The following is a 17,078-nucleotide window of genomic DNA, read 5'->3' as shown; positions in this document are numbered from 1 at the left end:
TCTAAAACCCATTGCTATTTTTGGTGGGTGCCAATATCAATCAAAAAGGTGTTTAATTGTTGCACATCTTCCTAATTAACCTTTGAGTTTGGTTTTTGTATAAGCAACGGTTTCGTGCATTGTTAAAAAAACAACGACCAAGGGTGTCTGGGAAGTAAACAAGTTGAGCTAGAAGTTAGCTAAATATGTTTTTAGTTTTTCTACTGAATGCTCAAAACTATAGTTTTTAAGAATGGAATTATGTCCGTTCTTACCTTTAGTTTCCCCTATATCTTTATGGTCTGATAGATATAGTAGGTTTTTAGCCATACCATCCACATCAAGATATTCGGCCAAAATTCCAGCTTCATCTTTCACAAACTCTGAGCAGCCACCTGTATTTTTAAAACCCAAAATTGGCTTTTGACAAAGTGCGGCCTCTAGCATTACAAGAGGAAACGGGTCTTCTCTGCTACTTACCACAAATACATCTAAGGCATTTATGATTTCAACGGCTTTAGGAGTAGGGCTAATAAAAGTAACATAATCCGCAATACCCATTTTACGAACATCATACATAATTTGCTCGTAGTATTTTCCTTCAGGCTTCAGCCCAATCCACACAAAATGAATCTTTTTAGAAGGATTTTTTTGTTTAATGGCATTTACTAAACTAATAAATATATCAAGTCCTTTTCTCCATTCAGCATTTCCACAGGCACCTGCCAAAAAAGCATCTTGAGGAAGTTTGAACTCTTCTTTAATACTCTTAGGTACAGCATTTTTAAAGAGCTTCAACACAGACTCATTGTCTACAAAAGAATGAATCACAGTCGTTTTTGCTGCCAATCTAGAGTCGCCCTCTACTAGATTATCTTTTACTGCTTGAGAGCATGCTATAATACCATCAGAAGATTTAAGAAGGTTTTCTTTCTCAGACTTTCCAGCATAAAGATCAAGAGAAAATTGTAGTTCATGAATATGAGAAATCAGTGGAACTTGAAGTACCTCTTTGATTTGCGTGGCAGAGCATGCAGTGGCTATTGTATTAGCATATATAAAGTCAATTTTCTCAGAACTATAACCTTCTTTAATAAATTCTTTAAAGTCCTTTTTAGAGTCTGTCTTTATAAGTTTTGAGAGAATTTTAGATTTCTTTTTCGATTGCTTTGGAGATTCTTTTACCTCACATACTTCTTCAAATTCACTTAACAGTGGCCCCCATTTTAAAAGGAAAAGCAGCTGAACTCCGTACCCCGCAGCTTTAAAATCCTTCATTATGTTTAGAAGAAATAACTGAGCACCAGCACGGTTAGCATCGTGGCTTACAAATAGGATATTAGGTTTGCTGGCCATTCTTTTGAAGTACTTTATTAATAATTTGACTAATTCTGATTACATCATTTTCAGGCAATCCAGGGAAGAGAGGAAGAGAAAGCACTCTATGAGAAACAGATTCAGAAACAGGGCATTTATCTGAGCTATTTACATAGCCTAATGTGTTTAAAGAAGGGTAGAAGTATCTTCTTGGGAATACATCAGCTTCTTTAAGTTTGGCTATTATTTCATCTGTAACTTCTTTGGTTTCAAATACTACTGGGTAGTAAGCATAATTGTATTCAAAGTCCTTTTGCTCTGTATAAGGCCTGAATATATGGTCAAAATTTAACTGGGCATCATAAATGTCAAAGATGGCCTTTCTCTTACTGATAATTTCTTCTACATGGGGAAGGTTTGTCAATCCCATGGCAGCGTGAAATTCAGAATTTTTACCATTAATGCCTAGGCTTACATAATCGTCGTTAACATGCCCAAAACTTCTGTAATACCATATTTTTTTAGCCAACTTGGGATTTCCATTTACAGAAATAGAACCACCTTCTACCGTATGAAAAACTTTAGTAGCATGAAAACTACATGTCGCAATATCCCCATAAGATAAAAGAGATTTTCCATTTAGTTTAACATTAAAGCCATGAGCGGCATCATAAACTACTGGTAAACTATATTTCTTGGCGATTTTCTCTATAGCCAGAACATCGCATGGGTTTCCATAAACGTGTGTAGCTAAAATGGCTGATGTTTTATCGGTTATTTTAGCTTCAATTAATTCTGGATTTATATTGAAATCATTCGAGTTGACATCCACAAAAACTGGCTTACAATTTTCCCAAAGTATGGAAGTAGTGGTAGCACAGTAGGAGTATGGCGTAGTAATTATTTCGCCAGATAATTCAAGGGATTTTATGGCAAGTTGAAGAGCAATAGTACCATTAGATACATAAATCAAACTTTCTAAACCAAGGTACTCTTTAAGTTTCGCCTCTAGCTCCTGAAGTAATGGACCATTATTCGTTAACCAATTTGTTTCATAGATTTTGTCTATGAATGCTTGGTACTCTTCCTTAGGTGGTAAAAAAGCTTGGGTAACAAAAATTCTCAATTCAATGGGATTATGAAGTTTCTTAAAATTAGTAAAAGGCTTTAAGCAAAATACTACTTATTAAACTCTTTTTGCCAGGTTTTTAATTTTAGGTTTAAAGGTCTAATAGCACCGGGCCATTTACCCACCCATTCTATGTCTTCTCTAAAATCTTGAATATCGAACATAAGAGCCTCTTCAAAGAAGAATAAAGGCTTAGACTCATCTTTAACCACCATCATGGAGATGAAGTAAGAACCATCATTTAAGAAGTTTCCAGGAATATTAAATTCGGTAGCAATAAGTCCTTTTTTATATATTTTACCTTCATTGGCAATGTTGAAAATACATTGACCAGTCATGGTATAAAGGAAAATACTAACATTGAGTTTAATATCATCGTGGTCATTCCAAAACTCATATTCTACTTTCAAAGGCGTAGCTGTAGTAAGCTGAGTACCAGTTTCTAGTTCCTCATTAGATTTTAGCTCAATTCTTTTAGCCAAAATTCCATTGTCTCCAGGAGCTTTTGATTGATCTACCCATTCTTGTTTGACCTGAAAAGAAGCTACATTTTGAACGTAATTATTAATTACTGAATTTATGTCACCAGAGTCAATAAGTTCGCCTTTGCGGAGAAATGCACCTTTATTGCAAAGATTTTGAACTGCAGTTAAGTTGTGACTTACAAACAGAATTGTTCTTCCGCTTTTTGAAACATCACGCATTTTTCCAATACTTTTCTTTTGGAAATCGGCGTCACCAACGGCCAAAACTTCATCAACAATTAATATCTCCGGTTCAAGGTGAGCCGCAATAGCAAAACCTAAACGCACATACATACCTGAAGAATATCTTTTTACAGGAGTATCTAAAAACTGTTGAATACCAGCAAATTCCACAATGGCATCAAACTGAGCATTAATCTCATAGTTTTTCATGCCAAGTATAGAACCATTCAGATAGATGTTTTCTCTTCCCGTAAGTTCTGGGTGAAAGCCTGTTCCTACTTCTAAGAGGCTGGCCATTCTTCCTTGAATTCTTATTTCGCCAGTAGTGGGTGCTGTTACTCTGCTAAGTATTTTTAGTAGTGTTGATTTACCTGCTCCATTTGAGCCAATTACGCCTAACCTATCACCTCGTTCTACGGTCAAGTTTATGTTCTGCAAAGCCCAAAAGAGCTCTTTCTCAGAGGGATTCTTCTTGGAGAAAACCGACTTTGAAAAGTTGACTAAATCTTCTCTAAGCGTATTACTCTTGCTAAGCTTGTGTTTAATAAGATAGCTTTTTGAAGCGTTTTTTATTTCTATAGCAGGCATAAAATATTAGATGTAATCTACAAAAGAACTTTCGTGTTTTCTGAAATAACGAATTGACACAAAAAGAGTAACAAAACAAAATACTAATAGGGGAATAAAACTGTCCCAGTTAAAGGTAAAGGCATCTCCTAAAAGAGCCCATCTGAATGCATCAATACAACCTGTGACAGGGTTAAGCACAAATAATTTGTAGGTCCAGTGAGATGCTACAGTATCTGTGGTGTAAAGTACTGGAGAGATAAACAAACCAAAACTTATGACAAAAGGAATAAGCTGGCCAATATCTCTATATTTTACATTAAGTACAGCTGCAAATAGACCAATGCCACTTGCTCCCAAATATGCTAGAATGATAAATATAGGAGCAAAAATTATTTTATAATCTGGTATGTAGCTATAGTAAAAGCAAAAACCAATAAAGACACACATTCCTATAATAACATCTAACAGGCCTAAAAAGAAGGAACTAAATGGTATAATAATTCTTGGGAAAAAGACTTTAGAAACAAGGTTATTATTGGTCACCACACTTAGACTTATAGTCATAAGCGATTGCGAGAAAAAGAGCCAGAGTATATTACCAGATAAGATAACCAGGATGTAGGGTATTTCTGAGTTTTCTCCGAGCGTACCAATTCTGTTTACCCCAAAAACATAAACCATTGAGGAAATTAATGGTCTTAAGATACTCCACAAAACACCAAAAATGGTTTGTTTATATCTGACCATGATGTCTCGCTTAGCTAAAATCCAAAATAACTCGCGATAATCAAATACTTCTTTCCAGTAGTCCCAAAAGGAGGGATATGAAGATATAACTTTTACTTTCTTATTGTTCAAAATACTCCGGTTTATTAGTCTTGCATGATTTTTTTATAAGAATCTGCCAAACTTATAACAATGATGGTAAGCACCAAAAGTGCTAAACTACTTAATTTTAAATTTAAACCAGTTTCAGCATCTTCTCTTTCTAGTGGTAATCTGGTTTCTTCTACAATAGTGAAAATTGGAGTTTGTTCAATTATTACTCTTTCCAAACCCTTAATTGTGTTTAGTTGTGCCACATATTGGGTTGATAAGAAACTGCTTTGCCTTTGGACTTGTGTTTGATTAAATGTACCTCTAGGGTCAACGACATTAGGATTTTCAAAGGACAGCCTCGCCATTCTGCTGTCGGTTCTGGTTAGGTCAGCCTCTATTTTATTTAACTGTTCTATTTGAGTTTTTAGCAGTTCTCTAGTCTTCTTCGTTTTCATCTCCACATAAAACTCTTCTGTGGTTTCTAATACGGCTTCCACCCATTTTTTAACAAGCATTTCATTAGTAAGTTTTGCCGTTAAAACCATAATACTGCTTGTGGTTTCTACCAACTCTACAGAAGTAGTTTCTTTTACCTTATCGTAAATAGCATTTACCATTAAGTTTTCCAATTCAGAAAACTCATTAATATCTTTGTCTTCAAATTTATGGTCAATGGCGGCTTGAAAAGGTTTTCTGAATAAACTGCCACCCCATTCGTTCGTTTTGATATTACTACTATCTGCTATGTAGTTTATCATCAAAAGCGAATCTCCGTTTACCACTACGGTTTTCATAAGAGCTCGTTCCATTACCGCCCTTGAACGTAACAAAGTTGGGAAATTCTGTGCGGTAAAAAGGTCACCGCCAGAAGCTGTGTTCTGATTGAAAATACCGAAGGTACTAGCCAATCCTCCTAGTTGGCTTTGGCCGCTGCCACCACCTAACTCTAAGTTAAAAATAATGGTACTTCTGTAAAGACTTTCTTTTTCTACAAAAAAGTCCATGGTAAGGCTGAGGGAAGCTCCTATTAAAAGGGCTGCAAGCCAAATTCGCCATTTGCTAGCCAGAAGATCTAAAAAGTCAAAAAATTGACTCATCAGTTCTTTTGTAGAAACCTGACGTTCTGTGTTACTTTCTAATTCCATAAGGGCTTTTTAAACTATTTACCTAGACTAATGAATCCATAAATACTGAAGATTGTACCAAGGGTAGCACTAAGCGTTCCTAATACATTTGCAAAGCTAGCTAATTGGTCAGCATTGTTCTGTACTTTTTGTGGTACTATTATCTCAGAACCGGGCTCTATTTTTGGATAAATGTTAAAAACTAAGAATTTTCGGGTTCTGTCTACCGAACCGTTTGGATAAAGAACATAAGATTTTCTTCTCATTGATCTTTTTGTAAATCCACCTGCTCCCGAAATGTAGTTTTTAAAGGCAGAACCTTTCATGAATTTCACTGTGGTTGGGTATAGTACTTCACCTTGAATTCTTATGGTTTCTAAAAGCTTAGGAACCTTGATTAAATCGCCATCTTGAAGTGTTAAATCCCCAACCGCTCCGGGGTTTTTAAGAATAGCAGCTAAGTCAATATCAATAGCCTCTTCTCTAGTTTCTTCCACTTCGTCAATTTCAATTACTTGTGTATCTGTTCCTCCAGTATTTAGAGCTTCAAGTGTTTTTCTTTTTTGCTCTAACTCTAATTCAGAAAGCTGTACTGTTCTTACAAGGGTAGCTCCCGGGCTATAAGCTTGTAAAGTCAAGCCTCCTGCTCTTTTTATCAAATCAGAAATCTTTTCATCTTTACTGGCTATTCCATAAGTAGAAGGGTAAAAAACTTCACCTTCAATTTTAACATAAGTTTGCTCTTCATAATTTGGAGAAGAGCGAACAAAAATCTCATCAAATGGCTGTAGAGTGATATTTTCTTTTCCACTTACTACTTCTAAATCTGGTGTTACGTCTAATCTGATAATGTCAGAAATTTGAGCATTTACTTTAGTTATATCAACGTTTCTTTTTCTTCGAACTATCTCAATTCTTGATAAACTTGCAGCTTCTGTTAAACCACCAACCCTAACTATTACGTCTTCTAACGTTAAATTTTTGGCATATGGGAGTTCAACACCCTCTTCGGCATCTTCATTATTTATAGCACCTTGGATTCTAACAAAGGCTACCTCCGTCAAATCAAATATAGAAGGAACAATAATTCGGTCTTCCCTCCTAAGTGGTAAATCGGGAGAGTTTCCTGTCAAAATGTCTTTATAATTTACAGAAAGGTTTTCAGTAGATAAATCAGCGTTTGTTCTTACTATGGATATTCTTCCCATTAAGGCGTCGTCCATAAGGCCATCAGAAGATTCTATTAGAGCTTTAAGTGTCGGATTACTATTTAAAGAGTACTCTCCAGGTCTGTAAACCGCACCTTCTACACTTACTAGGTTTGAAAACCTCTCTAAAACTTCATTGACAAAAACAGAGTCACCATTTGTCATGGTGAAGCTATCGTAGTTTGTGTTCATTACATCTACAATCTCTTTTTCTTTGCTAGTATTTCTGTAAATTTTTAGCCTATGAGTGTATGATTTCGTTCCAAAACCGCCAGCGTAAGTGATGGCATCTGATAAAGTTTCATTAGGGAGTAATTCAAAATAGCCAGCTCTCTTAGTTCCCCCACCTACAATAACTCTATTCACAAATGGTCCTATAAGGATAACATCTTGGTCTTTTAAAAGAATATCATCTTTAGAAAAACCTTTCATTAGAATATCGTAAAGGTCAAGTGTGGCTACAGTTGAATTATTACGTATAACCTTAATTTGTCTGAAAGAGCCAATTTCGTTAGGTCCACCACTTCTGTAGAGGGCTGAGCTAACAGTACTTAAAGAACTCATGGTATAAGTTCCTGGAGCAACTGCCTCACCCGTTACACTTACTTTTATACTTCTAACATTTCCAAGAGAAATTTTAAGCTTCATGGTGCCATTACTAATACCTGGGTAAATCTTTGTAAGTGCTCTTTTGATATTATCTGTGGCATCTTCAATAGTTTGACCAGAAACCTTTATTAGGCCAGCTCTATTTAATGTAATGTATCCGTCTGGATTTATGACTGCTTCTTGGTGTTCTTGTAGATATCCATAGATATCAATGATAAGTTGATCATTTGCTCCTAAAACGTAATTGTTTGGGGTAGGAATGTTATGAACAGCATTCGGGTCAAAATTTTGAAGGTTGAAAAGCTTGTAACCAAATATTTTTCTTCTAAGCGTTTCAACGGCAATGTCCTCCATTTCTCTTTCTTCCATAACCAAGGCTACAGAGTCTTCATGAGTCATGGCCTCAGTATCTTCTTCTGTTAGATCATTCGTTCTAAAACCATCTTGCGGTGTTTGCTGTATAGTTTTACCTTGGGTTTGACCTGTAGGCAAACCTTGCTGTGGATAGCCAGGTAAAGCTGTACCAGTATTGGGGATGTTTTGAGGATAACCTGGGTAGGTTTGAGCCCAGCTTGAGCTTGAAAAAAAAGTAAGTAGTATAATACCAATTAGAACTTTCGAGATTAAATCTGAATTCCTAACTTTGGACAAATTCATAGACAAACATTTAAATATATTGTAAACCACTTTTGGGCCTCTCTTAGTATTAAATTCCTGCAAAATAACGGAAGATTTTTGGTTTTGAGAACTCAAATAGGTTTTAAATATTGCTTAATGATTTAATAATTATACTACTGCTGATATATTAACAATGGCTGAAGAAAAAGAACCGCAATACAATGAGGATAGTATACGCTCATTAGACTGGAAAGAGCACATAAGACTTAGACCAGGTATGTATATCGGAAAGTTAGGTGATGGAGCATCTGCAGACGATGGCATTTATGTATTACTTAAAGAGGTGATGGATAATTGTATTGATGAATATGCAATGGGACACGGGAAAGCCATTAATATAGTAATAGATGACGGAAGCGTAACCGTTAGAGATTATGGTAGAGGAATTCCTTTAGGGAAAGTAGTAGACGTAGTATCAAAGATTAATACGGGGGCAAAATATGACAGCAAGGCCTTTCAAAAGTCTGTTGGTCTCAATGGTGTTGGTACCAAAGCAGTGAATGCTTTGTCTTCGTTTTTTAGGGTTCAAGCTTTTAGAGAAGGTCAAACTGCTTGGGCTGAATTTAATGTTGGAGTGCTTCAGGAGCAATCAAAATTAGAAATAACAACAGAGAAGAATGGAACGCTTATAGAGTTTGTTCCTGACAATACTGTTTTTAAAAATTACCATTATATACCTCAATATATTGAGAGTATGATTTGGAATTACTGTTATTTGAACGCCGGTTTAACAATCAGTTTCAATAAAAAGAAGTTCGTTTCTCAGAATGGTCTCTTGGATTTGCTTCTTAGAAAAACCGAGGAGGCAAACCTTAGATACCCTATTGTGCATTTGAAAGGAGCGGATATTGAAATGGCTCTTACACACAGTAATCAATATGGTGAAGAATATTCATCCTTTGTAAACGGTCAAAATACCACACAAGGAGGAACGCACCTCTCTGCCTTCAAAGAAGCTATAGTAAAAACGGTTAGAGACCATTATGGTAAAGATTATGCCGCAGAAGATATTAGAGCGTCTATTATAGGGGCAATTTCAATAAGAGTTCAGGAACCAGTTTTTGAGTCTCAGACTAAAACAAAACTAGGTTCTATTACCATTTCACCAGAAGATAATGCTCAAACTGTCAGAACTTTCATAAATGATTTTGTGAAAGAGCAGTTTGATAATTTCCTTCACATGAACTCAGAGACAAAAGATGCTTTAAAGAAGAGAATAGAGCAATCTGAAAGGGAGAGAAAGGAATTAGCTGGTGTTAAAAAATTAGCAAATGAACGAGCCAAAAAAGCAAGTTTACATAATAAAAAACTAAGAGACTGCAAGTATCATTTGACAGATGCCAAATATGAGGATAGGTTAGATACTACCCTCTTTATTACAGAGGGTGATTCTGCTTCAGGAAGTATAACCAAAGCTAGAAGCCCAGAAACACAAGCCGTATTTAGTTTGAGAGGGAAACCTTTGAACTGTTTTGGCCTAAGTAAGAAAGTAGTTTATGAGAACGAAGAGTTCAATTTATTGCAGCATGCACTAAATATAGAAGACGGTATGGATGGTCTTAGATATAACCAAGTGGTGATAGCTACAGATGCTGATGTTGACGGTTCTCACATTAGATTATTGCTGTTAACTTTCTTTTTACAGTTTTTTCCGGATGTGGTTAGGGGTGGACACCTATATATTCTTCAAACACCACTGTTTAGAGTACGTAATAAGAAGGAAACCATCTATTGCTATTCTGACGATGAACGGCAGCATGCAATTAAAAAACTTGGAGGAAAACCTGAAATAACTAGATTTAAAGGGCTTGGTGAAATTTCTCCGCACGAATTTGAAGGTTTCATAGGAAAAGATATTAGATTGGATCCCGTAATACTCGAAAAAGAATCTAGCATTGCTAAAATCTTAGGATACTTTATGGGAAAGAATACTCCTGAAAGGCAGAAGTTCATCATTGAAAACCTGAAAGTAGAAAAAGATATAGTAGAAGAAGACCAGATTCCAACAGAGGATTTAGAAACTGTTTAAGCTCTGAAAAAATTATATCTATGAGAAAAATTGCTCTGCATTGGCAGATTATTATTGGAATGTTCGCGGGTCTACTTATTGGGGCTCTATTTCTTATGTTCCCTTGGGGAAAAGATTTTGTGGTCGATTGGATAAAACCTTTCGGAACCATTTTTATTAATTCCCTGAAATTAATAGCCATTCCTTTAATTATTGCTTCTCTAGTAAAAGGTGTTTCAGATTTAAATGATATTCGTCAATTGTCTAAGATGGGCTCTAGAACCATCGGGATGTATATCCTAACTACCATTTTTGCGATATCGATAGGGCTCTTACTAGTAAACATTATTAAGCCAGGTAGTTTCATTGAAGAAACTACACGCCTAGAAATGATGCAGAGTTTTGCGGGCGAAGCTGATACTAGAATAGCCTCTGCAAACGAAACAAAAGAAAGAGGACCATTAGACGCACTGGTTGATATCATTCCAGATAATATAGTGGCTGCTGCTAGTTCTAATGGAAATATGTTGCAGATTATTTTCTTTGTTGTATTCTTCGGAATAGGCATTATCTTGATTGAACCTAGTAAATCTAAGCCGGTCAAAGACTTCTTTGATGGTCTTAATGAGGTGATATTAAAGATGATTGACATCATCATGCTTTTTGCTCCATTTGGTGTTTTTGCATTGCTAGCTACCTTAATGGTGGAGGCTCCTTCTTCAGATGTATTTATTGCACTTGGTGCATATGCATTAACGGTAGTTTTTGGTTTAGCATTTTTATTATTTGTGTTTTATCCATCTGTGGTAAAAGTATTTACTGGTATTGACTTTAAAACCTTCTTAAATGGAATCTCGCCAGCTCAGTTGTTGGCGTTTTCTACCAGTTCTAGTGCTGCCACTTTGCCAGTTACAATGGAAAGGGTAGAGGAGCATCTGGGAGTTGAAAAAGACGTTGTCTCATTTGTTTGCCCGGTAGGGGCCACCATCAATATGGATGGTACAAGTCTATATCAGGGAATTGCTGCAGTATTTATTGCCCAAGTTTTTGGGAATGATTTGACACTTTCCGACCAGCTAGTTATAGTGCTTACAGCCACTTTGGCTTCTATAGGTACGGCCGCTGTGCCTGGTGCAGGTATTTTAATGTTGGTAATAGTTTTGGAATCCATTGGTGTTAATCCTGCTGGAATTGCTCTTATATTTGCGGTAGACAGACCATTAGACATGGTGAGAACCGCTGTCAATGTTACCAGTGACGCTACCGTAGCTTTGCTAGTAGGTAAAAGTCTGGGTAAAATTAAAGACCCAAATGTCAAAAACTGGGACGACCACTATAAACCTCAAGACTAAATTGAATTTAGACGAACTAAGATTAGGCATTAATACAATTGACAGCCAATTGCTCAAACTTCTTAATGAGCGGATGGAACTGGTTAAAAAGGTAGGTGTATTAAAACATAAGACCAATACGGTTGTTTACAGACCAGAGCGTGAGAAAGAAATTATCTCAAGGTTGTCTACTGAGAATAACGGTCTCCTAAGCCCTAAGGCTATTGAAGCCATCTTTTTAGAAATTTTTGCCACAGCTAGAAACATAGAGCTCCCTGAGAAAATAGCCTACATGGGGCCTAAGGGGAGTTTTACACATCAAGCCGCGGAAAGTAGATTTGGAGCATTGGGAGATTACATTATGCTTCCTTCTATAAAGTCTGTTTTTGAAGCCGTTGATACAGAAAGAGCTCGTTTTGGGGTTATTCCTATTGAAAATAATCAGGCAGGAATAGTTTATGAAACGGTAGATTTACTCAATGAAATGGATGTCAGTATAGTAGCTGAATTAAAGTTATCCATTCATTTTGCATTGGGGTCTATGGCTAATAAAATGACTGATATCAAAAGAATTTATTCGAAAGATATCGCTTTTAGACAGTGTCGTGGATTTTTGAATAAGTATTTTGAACAACAAGATATTGAAGAGATTCAGGTAGAGTCTACATCAAAAGCTGCTAAAATGGCTTCTGAAGATCCTGAAAGTGCAGCAATTTGCTCTGAAATAGCAGCTAAACTTTTTGGTCTCCCTATGGTTTTTCAAAACATAGAAGACAACAGCAATAACAGAACCCGTTTCTTTATTCTTGCAAAGGAGTTTGAAAATCAGCCTAGTGGAAACGATAAGACTACCATGATAGCAAGGCTTCAAAATACAGAGACCTCGGGTGTTTTAGCTGATTTCTTAAATGAGTTTAAGCAGAATGAAATTAATATTACTAAGATAGAAAGCCGTCCTTATAAAGGTAGTCAGGAATTTAACTTCTGGTTCTTTATTGAAGTAATGGGTAACTACAAAGAGAAAAACCTTGCAGATGTTCTCGCAAAATATCCTAAAGAGATTAAGATTTTAGGGAGTTACGTGAAGAATATTTAAGAGCTAGGTCAATATGCTTCTAGCTGCTTCACAATCCTTATTAATCTGGGTTACCAAGGTATCTACACCGTCAAATTTTAGTTCCGGGCGGATATAATCAATAGTTTCTACTTTGAGGTTTTCGCCGTAAATGTCGTCGTCAAAATCTAGAATGTGTACTTCTTGCGTAATCCCCGTACCTTCCACGGTTGGGCGATTTCCTATATTCATTACACCGTTTAGAATTTCACCTCTAAGGTGCACTTTGACCGCATAGACACCTGTAGCAGGAATTAGCTTATACTTCTTTGATACGTTAACATTTGCGGTAGGGAAGCCAATTGTTCTACCCAACTGACGTCCTTTTTTTACTAAACCTTGAAAAGAGTAGGTTCTTCCTAAAAGTTCATTGGCAACCTTAACCTCTCCTTTTTGTAAAGCATTCCTGATTTTGGTAGAACTGATAGTTAAACTGTCAATCTCTTGTCTAGGAATCTCAACAATATCTATTTTGAAGCGTTCTGAGTTCTTTTTTAGGTAATCAAAACCACCCTCTCTGTTTTTTCCAAAACGGTGGTCATAACCAATCACTAAAGTTTCCGTACCTATTCCTGAGATTAGAATATCTTCTACATATTTCTCCGAGCTTAACTCTGAAAACTCTCTGGTAAAAGGCAAAACTATAAGATGGTCTACCCCTAAATTGGCTAATAAGTCAATCTTCTCATCTAAGTTTGAAAGTAACCTTAGGTTTTCACGGTCAGGAGAAACAATAAGCCTAGGATGCGGCCAAAATGTAATAACCACACTTTCGCCTTGGGTTTCTTTTGCGGCTTGTAAAAGCCGAGAAATGATTTTTTGATGACCTATATGTACACCATCAAAGGTACCAGAGGTTACCACCGCATTTTTTAAAGGGGTAAATTCGCTTAACTCTCTATAAACTTTCACGTATAGTTCTAATTTTTTCAGCCACGGCCAAGATATCTTCTGCATCATTCACAGAAAAACCACCAATCTTAGTTCTTCTCAGGCTTGATAAATGGGCTCCAGAGTTCAGTAGTTTGCCAAAGTCATTAGCCATACTTCTGATGTAGGTTCCTTTTGAACAAACAATTCTGAAGGCAATTACAGGGAAGTTGGAATCATCAATTTCAAAAGCTTTGATTTCCACCTCCCTAATCTTTAATTTAATTTCTTCACCTTTCCTAGCAGCATCATATGCCCTTCTTCCGTTTACTTTAACAGCAGAAAAGATGGGAGGAGTTTGCTCAATTAGCCCTGTCATTTTACTAACAGCTTCTTCAAGAGCCTCTTTGGTGATATGCTCTGTAGGAAATTCTTTGTCAAACTCAGTTTCTAAATCATACGATGGGGTGGTAGTACCTAAAGTAAACGTGCCCGTGTATTCTTTCTCTTGAGCTTGATATTGTTCTATTTGCTTCGTTTTTTTTCCAGTACATAGAATAAGGAGGCCAGTAGCTAAAGGGTCTAAAGTACCAGCGTGGCCTACTTTCTTAAACTTTCCAGCCCATCTTATCTTTTTTACTGCATCAAAAGAAGTCCATTTGAGCGGCTTGTCAATAAGTAATACAGTACCGTTTTCGTCGAAATAATCCATTAAACGCTTAAATCGTATCCCATGGCTAACATACCAAGAATAATTAGACCAATTACTATTCTGTAATAGCCAAATACTTTAAAACCATATTTTTGAAGAAACTCAATGAAGAATTTAATGGCAGCTAAGGCTACAATAAAGGCAACTACATTTCCAATGATTAAGAGTTTAATCTCTTCATTATTAAATGATAAGTTGCCATCAAGATAACCTTTTAACATTTTATATGCTGCTGCTGCAAACATAGTAGGTACAGCCAAAAAGAAAGAGAACTCTGCAGAAGACTTTCTAGTCAAACCTTGTGTCATTCCTCCAATTATAGATGCCGCCGACCTTGATACGCCAGGAATCATGGCGATGCATTGGAAGAAACCAATTTTCAAAGCCGTACCATAACTGATATCATCTTTTTGTGGTTTATCCTCAAAAACCTTATCAATAAAAAGAAGGACAATACCACCTAGAACTAGCATCACGGCAACTACAATTACATTTTCAAGCAACATGTCAATGTAATCATTCAATAAAAGACCAATGACAGCAGCCGGAATAAATGCAATAAATAACTTATAGTAAAAATCTAAAGACTGTATGAAGCGTTTCCAATAAAGCACTACCACAGATAGTATAGCACCAAACTGAATTTGAACTTCGAAGATCTTAGTAAAATCTTCCTTATCTATCCCCATTATAGAGGATGCAATAATCATATGCCCCGTAGAACTAACCGGAAGGTATTCAGTGATACCTTCAATAATAGCCAAAATGATGGCCTGTATGTAATCCATTCTTTACGCTTTTTTCTTTAAGATGGCATATAGTTCTATCATGAAACCACAAAAGACCACGATTGGTCCTAGTGTAATTCCTAAAAATCCGAAACCGAATTCTTCTTTATCTAAGGTCATGATAATAAAACCTGCAAGAATCACTCCGATTCCAATTAGCATAAATTGGAAATTACTTTTACCAAATGGTAAGCCTGAAGCTGGAGAAGTCTGTGACGCTTTTGTAGCTGGCGGTGCATCAACGGATGTTTTATTGGCTATTTTTTTATTTTTTGACATAAGGTCTGCTTATTAATATAAATCGTCTAAATCTACGTTTAAATATTTATTTATCGACTGAAAAGTACTGACTAAACCTATTAGAGGCCCAAGAATTATCATGACAACAATGACATAAATCATCATTTGCTGATTTTGAATTATACTTAAACCATCTACTTGTTTTAAGGCTAGCTGCTGTGTTATCAAAATAAGAGCTGATGCTATTATCCCAGCAATAAAACCTTGGAGTAATCCTTTAGAAATAAATGGTTTTTGAATAAAGCCATTTGTGGCACCCACTAGCTGCATGGTTCTAATGATAAAACGCTGTGAATATAGTGCCAGCTTTATGGTGTTATTAATCAATAATATAGTTGCAATCAAGAATATGAGTACAATAGCTGATAAAATTAAATAGGCTTTATTAGCATTTTCTGTTATGCCATTGACAAAGTCTTTTGCATAATCAGCTTCATAAACCCCCGGCACAGCTTCAATTTTTTGCTTCAAAATAGCTAACTCGCCATCAGTAAGTAATTCCTCTTTGACCTTTAGGTTAAAGGCATCTCTAAAAGGATTGTCCCCTAAAATTTCTTCATAACTCTCATTGGTTTCAGCTAAGAAGTTTTCTGCTGCAGTTTTACTAGAAATGAAAGTTATTAAACTGGTATCTCCTTTTTTCTCAATTTCGGGGAATGAAGCAATTACCTGATGAATAGAATCAATTTTGGTTTCACTAAGGTTTCGGTCAAGATATGCTTGAACCTCTATGTTTTGCTTAATGTACTTTATAAGCTCTTTGGATGAAAATGCCACCCATCCACAGAAGCCAATAAGAAAAAGTGCCACTGTAAGACTTACGGTGATAAGGATTCCGGGATAACTACCTAGTTTTTTGTTTGACTTCATCTATTTGAAAAGGTTAAACAAAGATAATCTTGTAAATGGAAAAGGAATAGGGGTTTAGGCTTTTTTAAGAATTTAAATTTTCAGCTTCCGCTTTCCATTCAGCAATATTTTCGGGAACATTCTGCTCAATAATCTTAGTAACCATGGCAACTATCTCTTCCAGAGGTTGATCTTTATCAAAATATATGGGTTGCTTAAACCTAACTTTTAAATTGGTGTTACGCTTTTTGTAGGTCAAACCCGTTTTATTAAAAGCCCTTCTGAAACCATCAATAACCACAGGTACCACCACAGGATTATTATCTTTTATAAGATGAGCAGTTCCTTTTCTTATAGGAGCATAGGCAGTGGTGGTTCCTTGTGGAAAGGTAACAACCCAACCATAATTAAGCCCTTTCTGTACATTATCGGCGGCAGAAGTGTCTACATCTCGTTGTACGTTTTCTCCTTTAGCCCGCCAAGACCTATCTACCATAATGGCACCAGCCAAGGCAAATAGTTTAGGAATAAACCCGGATTTCATGGTTTCACGAGCAGCCACATAAAAGGTTTTAGCTCTAGGTGAAAATAGGTAGAAAGGATAAAGTTTTCTAAACATTCCCCATTTGGCGGCAGAGAAAATATGATAAAACGTAATAACGTCAGCAAAGTACGTTTGATGATTTGAAATAAAGAGTACGTTGGTGTTAGGTAGTTCTTTTAAATAATTACCACCTTCTATAGTTAGTTTGTTGGCTACGGCTAATCGCCAATATGTGGGCCAACCAGCCACAAAAATTACCACCCTTTTAAGAAGCAGCGGGTAACCAAAAGGGTCAGACTGGAACAAACCAAAAATATCAAGATAATTCAATATCCTAGACAATGGCTTATCGCCAATAGCCTGAAAAGGCAGAAAGTTTCTTAAGATTTTTAGCATATGGTTTTTCTATTCTCCAAAATAGG

At 36.2% G+C, this 17,078-nt stretch carries 15 protein-coding genes; 3 read left to right on the top strand and 12 right to left on the bottom strand.

The features are described from left to right. Positions 1 to 168: 168 nt before the first annotated feature. Genes AADJ06_RS06635 through AADJ06_RS06610 form a run of 6 tightly spaced genes read right to left on the bottom strand, consistent with a single transcriptional unit; the run spans position 169 to position 8,119 of the window. Entirely contained in the window at positions 169 to 1,335 is a 1,167-nt protein-coding gene (locus AADJ06_RS06635) for a glycosyltransferase family 4 protein (protein ID WP_341225626.1), read from the bottom strand. Continuing rightward, a complete protein-coding gene (locus AADJ06_RS06630) occupies positions 1,319 to 2,422 on the bottom strand; it encodes a DegT/DnrJ/EryC1/StrS family aminotransferase (RefSeq protein WP_341225625.1) in 1,104 nt (367 codons plus the stop codon). Before AADJ06_RS06630 ends, AADJ06_RS06635 begins: the two co-directional genes overlap by 17 nt. Positions 2,423 to 2,475: 53 nt before the next feature. After that, on the bottom strand, positions 2,476 to 3,720 hold the full coding sequence (locus tag AADJ06_RS06625) for an ABC transporter ATP-binding protein (protein ID WP_341225624.1): 1,245 nt from the start codon (positions 3,718 to 3,720) through the stop codon (positions 2,476 to 2,478). A 6-nt stretch (positions 3,721 to 3,726) separates the two neighbouring features. After that, entirely contained in the window at positions 3,727 to 4,560 is an 834-nt protein-coding gene (locus AADJ06_RS06620; protein ID WP_341225623.1) for an ABC transporter permease, read from the bottom strand. Between the two features lie 14 nt (positions 4,561 to 4,574). Continuing rightward, on the bottom strand, positions 4,575 to 5,666 hold the full coding sequence (locus tag AADJ06_RS06615; protein WP_341225622.1) for a hypothetical protein: 1,092 nt from the start codon (positions 5,664 to 5,666) through the stop codon (positions 4,575 to 4,577). Between the two features lie 14 nt (positions 5,667 to 5,680). Then, positions 5,681 to 8,119 carry an SLBB domain-containing protein gene (locus AADJ06_RS06610; protein WP_341225621.1) on the bottom strand — a complete coding sequence of 813 codons (2,439 nt, stop codon included), beginning with the start codon at positions 8,117 to 8,119 and terminating at the stop codon, positions 5,681 to 5,683. Between the two features lie 154 nt (positions 8,120 to 8,273). Here AADJ06_RS06610 and AADJ06_RS06605 point away from each other — a divergent pair, with 154 nt between their 5' ends. Genes AADJ06_RS06605 through pheA form a run of 3 tightly spaced genes read left to right on the top strand, consistent with a single transcriptional unit; the run spans position 8,274 to position 12,575 of the window. Further along, on the top strand, positions 8,274 to 10,169 hold the full coding sequence (locus tag AADJ06_RS06605) for a DNA topoisomerase IV subunit B (protein ID WP_341225620.1): 1,896 nt from the start codon (positions 8,274 to 8,276) through the stop codon (positions 10,167 to 10,169). 20 nt (positions 10,170 to 10,189) lie between these two features. Next, on the top strand, positions 10,190 to 11,500 hold the full coding sequence (locus AADJ06_RS06600; RefSeq protein ID WP_341225619.1) for a dicarboxylate/amino acid:cation symporter: 1,311 nt from the start codon (positions 10,190 to 10,192) through the stop codon (positions 11,498 to 11,500). A gap of 1 nt (position 11,501) precedes the next feature. Beyond that, positions 11,502 to 12,575 (top strand): prephenate dehydratase, encoded by a 1,074-nt coding sequence (gene pheA / locus AADJ06_RS06595; RefSeq protein ID WP_341225618.1) that lies wholly within the window; start codon positions 11,502 to 11,504, stop codon positions 12,573 to 12,575. Between the two features lie 3 nt (positions 12,576 to 12,578). Here pheA and AADJ06_RS06590 read toward each other — a convergent pair whose 3' ends face one another. The 6 genes from AADJ06_RS06590 to AADJ06_RS06565 form a co-directional block, all read right to left on the bottom strand. After that, the gene (locus tag AADJ06_RS06590) at positions 12,579 to 13,505 is read right to left on the bottom strand and encodes a bifunctional riboflavin kinase/FAD synthetase (RefSeq protein WP_341225617.1); all 927 of its coding nucleotides are present in this window, start codon (positions 13,503 to 13,505) and stop codon (positions 12,579 to 12,581) included. After that, positions 13,492 to 14,175 carry a tRNA pseudouridine(55) synthase TruB gene (truB, locus tag AADJ06_RS06585; protein ID WP_341225616.1) on the bottom strand — a complete coding sequence of 228 codons (684 nt, stop codon included), beginning with the start codon at positions 14,173 to 14,175 and terminating at the stop codon, positions 13,492 to 13,494. The genes AADJ06_RS06590 and truB overlap by 14 nt, the downstream gene beginning before the upstream one ends. Further along, positions 14,175 to 14,963 (bottom strand): undecaprenyl-diphosphate phosphatase, encoded by a 789-nt coding sequence (locus tag AADJ06_RS06580; RefSeq protein ID WP_341225615.1) that lies wholly within the window; start codon positions 14,961 to 14,963, stop codon positions 14,175 to 14,177. The genes truB and AADJ06_RS06580 overlap by 1 nt, the downstream gene beginning before the upstream one ends. 3 nt (positions 14,964 to 14,966) lie before the next feature. Further along, complete coding sequence (locus AADJ06_RS06575; RefSeq protein WP_341225614.1) at positions 14,967 to 15,242, bottom strand: DUF3098 domain-containing protein; 276 nt, start codon at positions 15,240 to 15,242, stop codon at positions 14,967 to 14,969. Positions 15,243 to 15,254: 12 nt separating this feature from the next. Beyond that, positions 15,255 to 16,133, bottom strand: coding sequence for a permease-like cell division protein FtsX (locus AADJ06_RS06570; protein WP_341225613.1), 879 nt, complete (start codon positions 16,131 to 16,133; stop codon positions 15,255 to 15,257). 64 nt (positions 16,134 to 16,197) lie between these two features. After that, positions 16,198 to 17,052 carry a lysophospholipid acyltransferase family protein gene (locus AADJ06_RS06565; protein ID WP_341225612.1) on the bottom strand — a complete coding sequence of 285 codons (855 nt, stop codon included), beginning with the start codon at positions 17,050 to 17,052 and terminating at the stop codon, positions 16,198 to 16,200. Positions 17,053 to 17,078 lie beyond the last annotated feature (26 nt).

This window comes from uncultured Arcticibacterium sp., from assembly GCF_964021845.1.
GTDB lineage: Bacteria > Bacteroidota > Bacteroidia > Cytophagales > Spirosomataceae > Arcticibacterium.
This window is presented reverse-complemented; position numbering and strand designations above follow the sequence as displayed.

What these genes read in the sequence shown, in the direction of transcription:
- AADJ06_RS06615 (WP_341225622.1), bottom strand. Translation starts at nt 5,666, where the DNA reads ATGGAATTAGAAAGTAACACAGAACGTCAGGTTTCTACAAAAGAACTG.
- AADJ06_RS06635 (WP_341225626.1), bottom strand. Translation starts at nt 1,335, where the DNA reads ATGGCCAGCAAACCTAATATCCTATTTGTAAGCCACGATGCTAACCGT.
- AADJ06_RS06625 (WP_341225624.1), bottom strand. Translation starts at nt 3,720, where the DNA reads ATGCCTGCTATAGAAATAAAAAACGCTTCAAAAAGCTATCTTATTAAA.
- AADJ06_RS06575 (WP_341225614.1), bottom strand. Translation starts at nt 15,242, where the DNA reads ATGTCAAAAAATAAAAAAATAGCCAATAAAACATCCGTTGATGCACCG.
- AADJ06_RS06565 (WP_341225612.1), bottom strand. Translation starts at nt 17,052, where the DNA reads ATGCTAAAAATCTTAAGAAACTTTCTGCCTTTTCAGGCTATTGGCGAT.
- AADJ06_RS06580 (WP_341225615.1), bottom strand. Translation starts at nt 14,963, where the DNA reads ATGGATTACATACAGGCCATCATTTTGGCTATTATTGAAGGTATCACT.
- truB (WP_341225616.1), bottom strand. Translation starts at nt 14,175, where the DNA reads ATGGATTATTTCGACGAAAACGGTACTGTATTACTTATTGACAAGCCG.
- AADJ06_RS06570 (WP_341225613.1), bottom strand. Translation starts at nt 16,133, where the DNA reads ATGAAGTCAAACAAAAAACTAGGTAGTTATCCCGGAATCCTTATCACC.
- AADJ06_RS06600 (WP_341225619.1), top strand. Translation starts at nt 10,190, where the DNA reads ATGAGAAAAATTGCTCTGCATTGGCAGATTATTATTGGAATGTTCGCG.
- AADJ06_RS06610 (WP_341225621.1), bottom strand. Translation starts at nt 8,119, where the DNA reads ATGAATTTGTCCAAAGTTAGGAATTCAGATTTAATCTCGAAAGTTCTA.
- AADJ06_RS06605 (WP_341225620.1), top strand. Translation starts at nt 8,274, where the DNA reads ATGGCTGAAGAAAAAGAACCGCAATACAATGAGGATAGTATACGCTCA.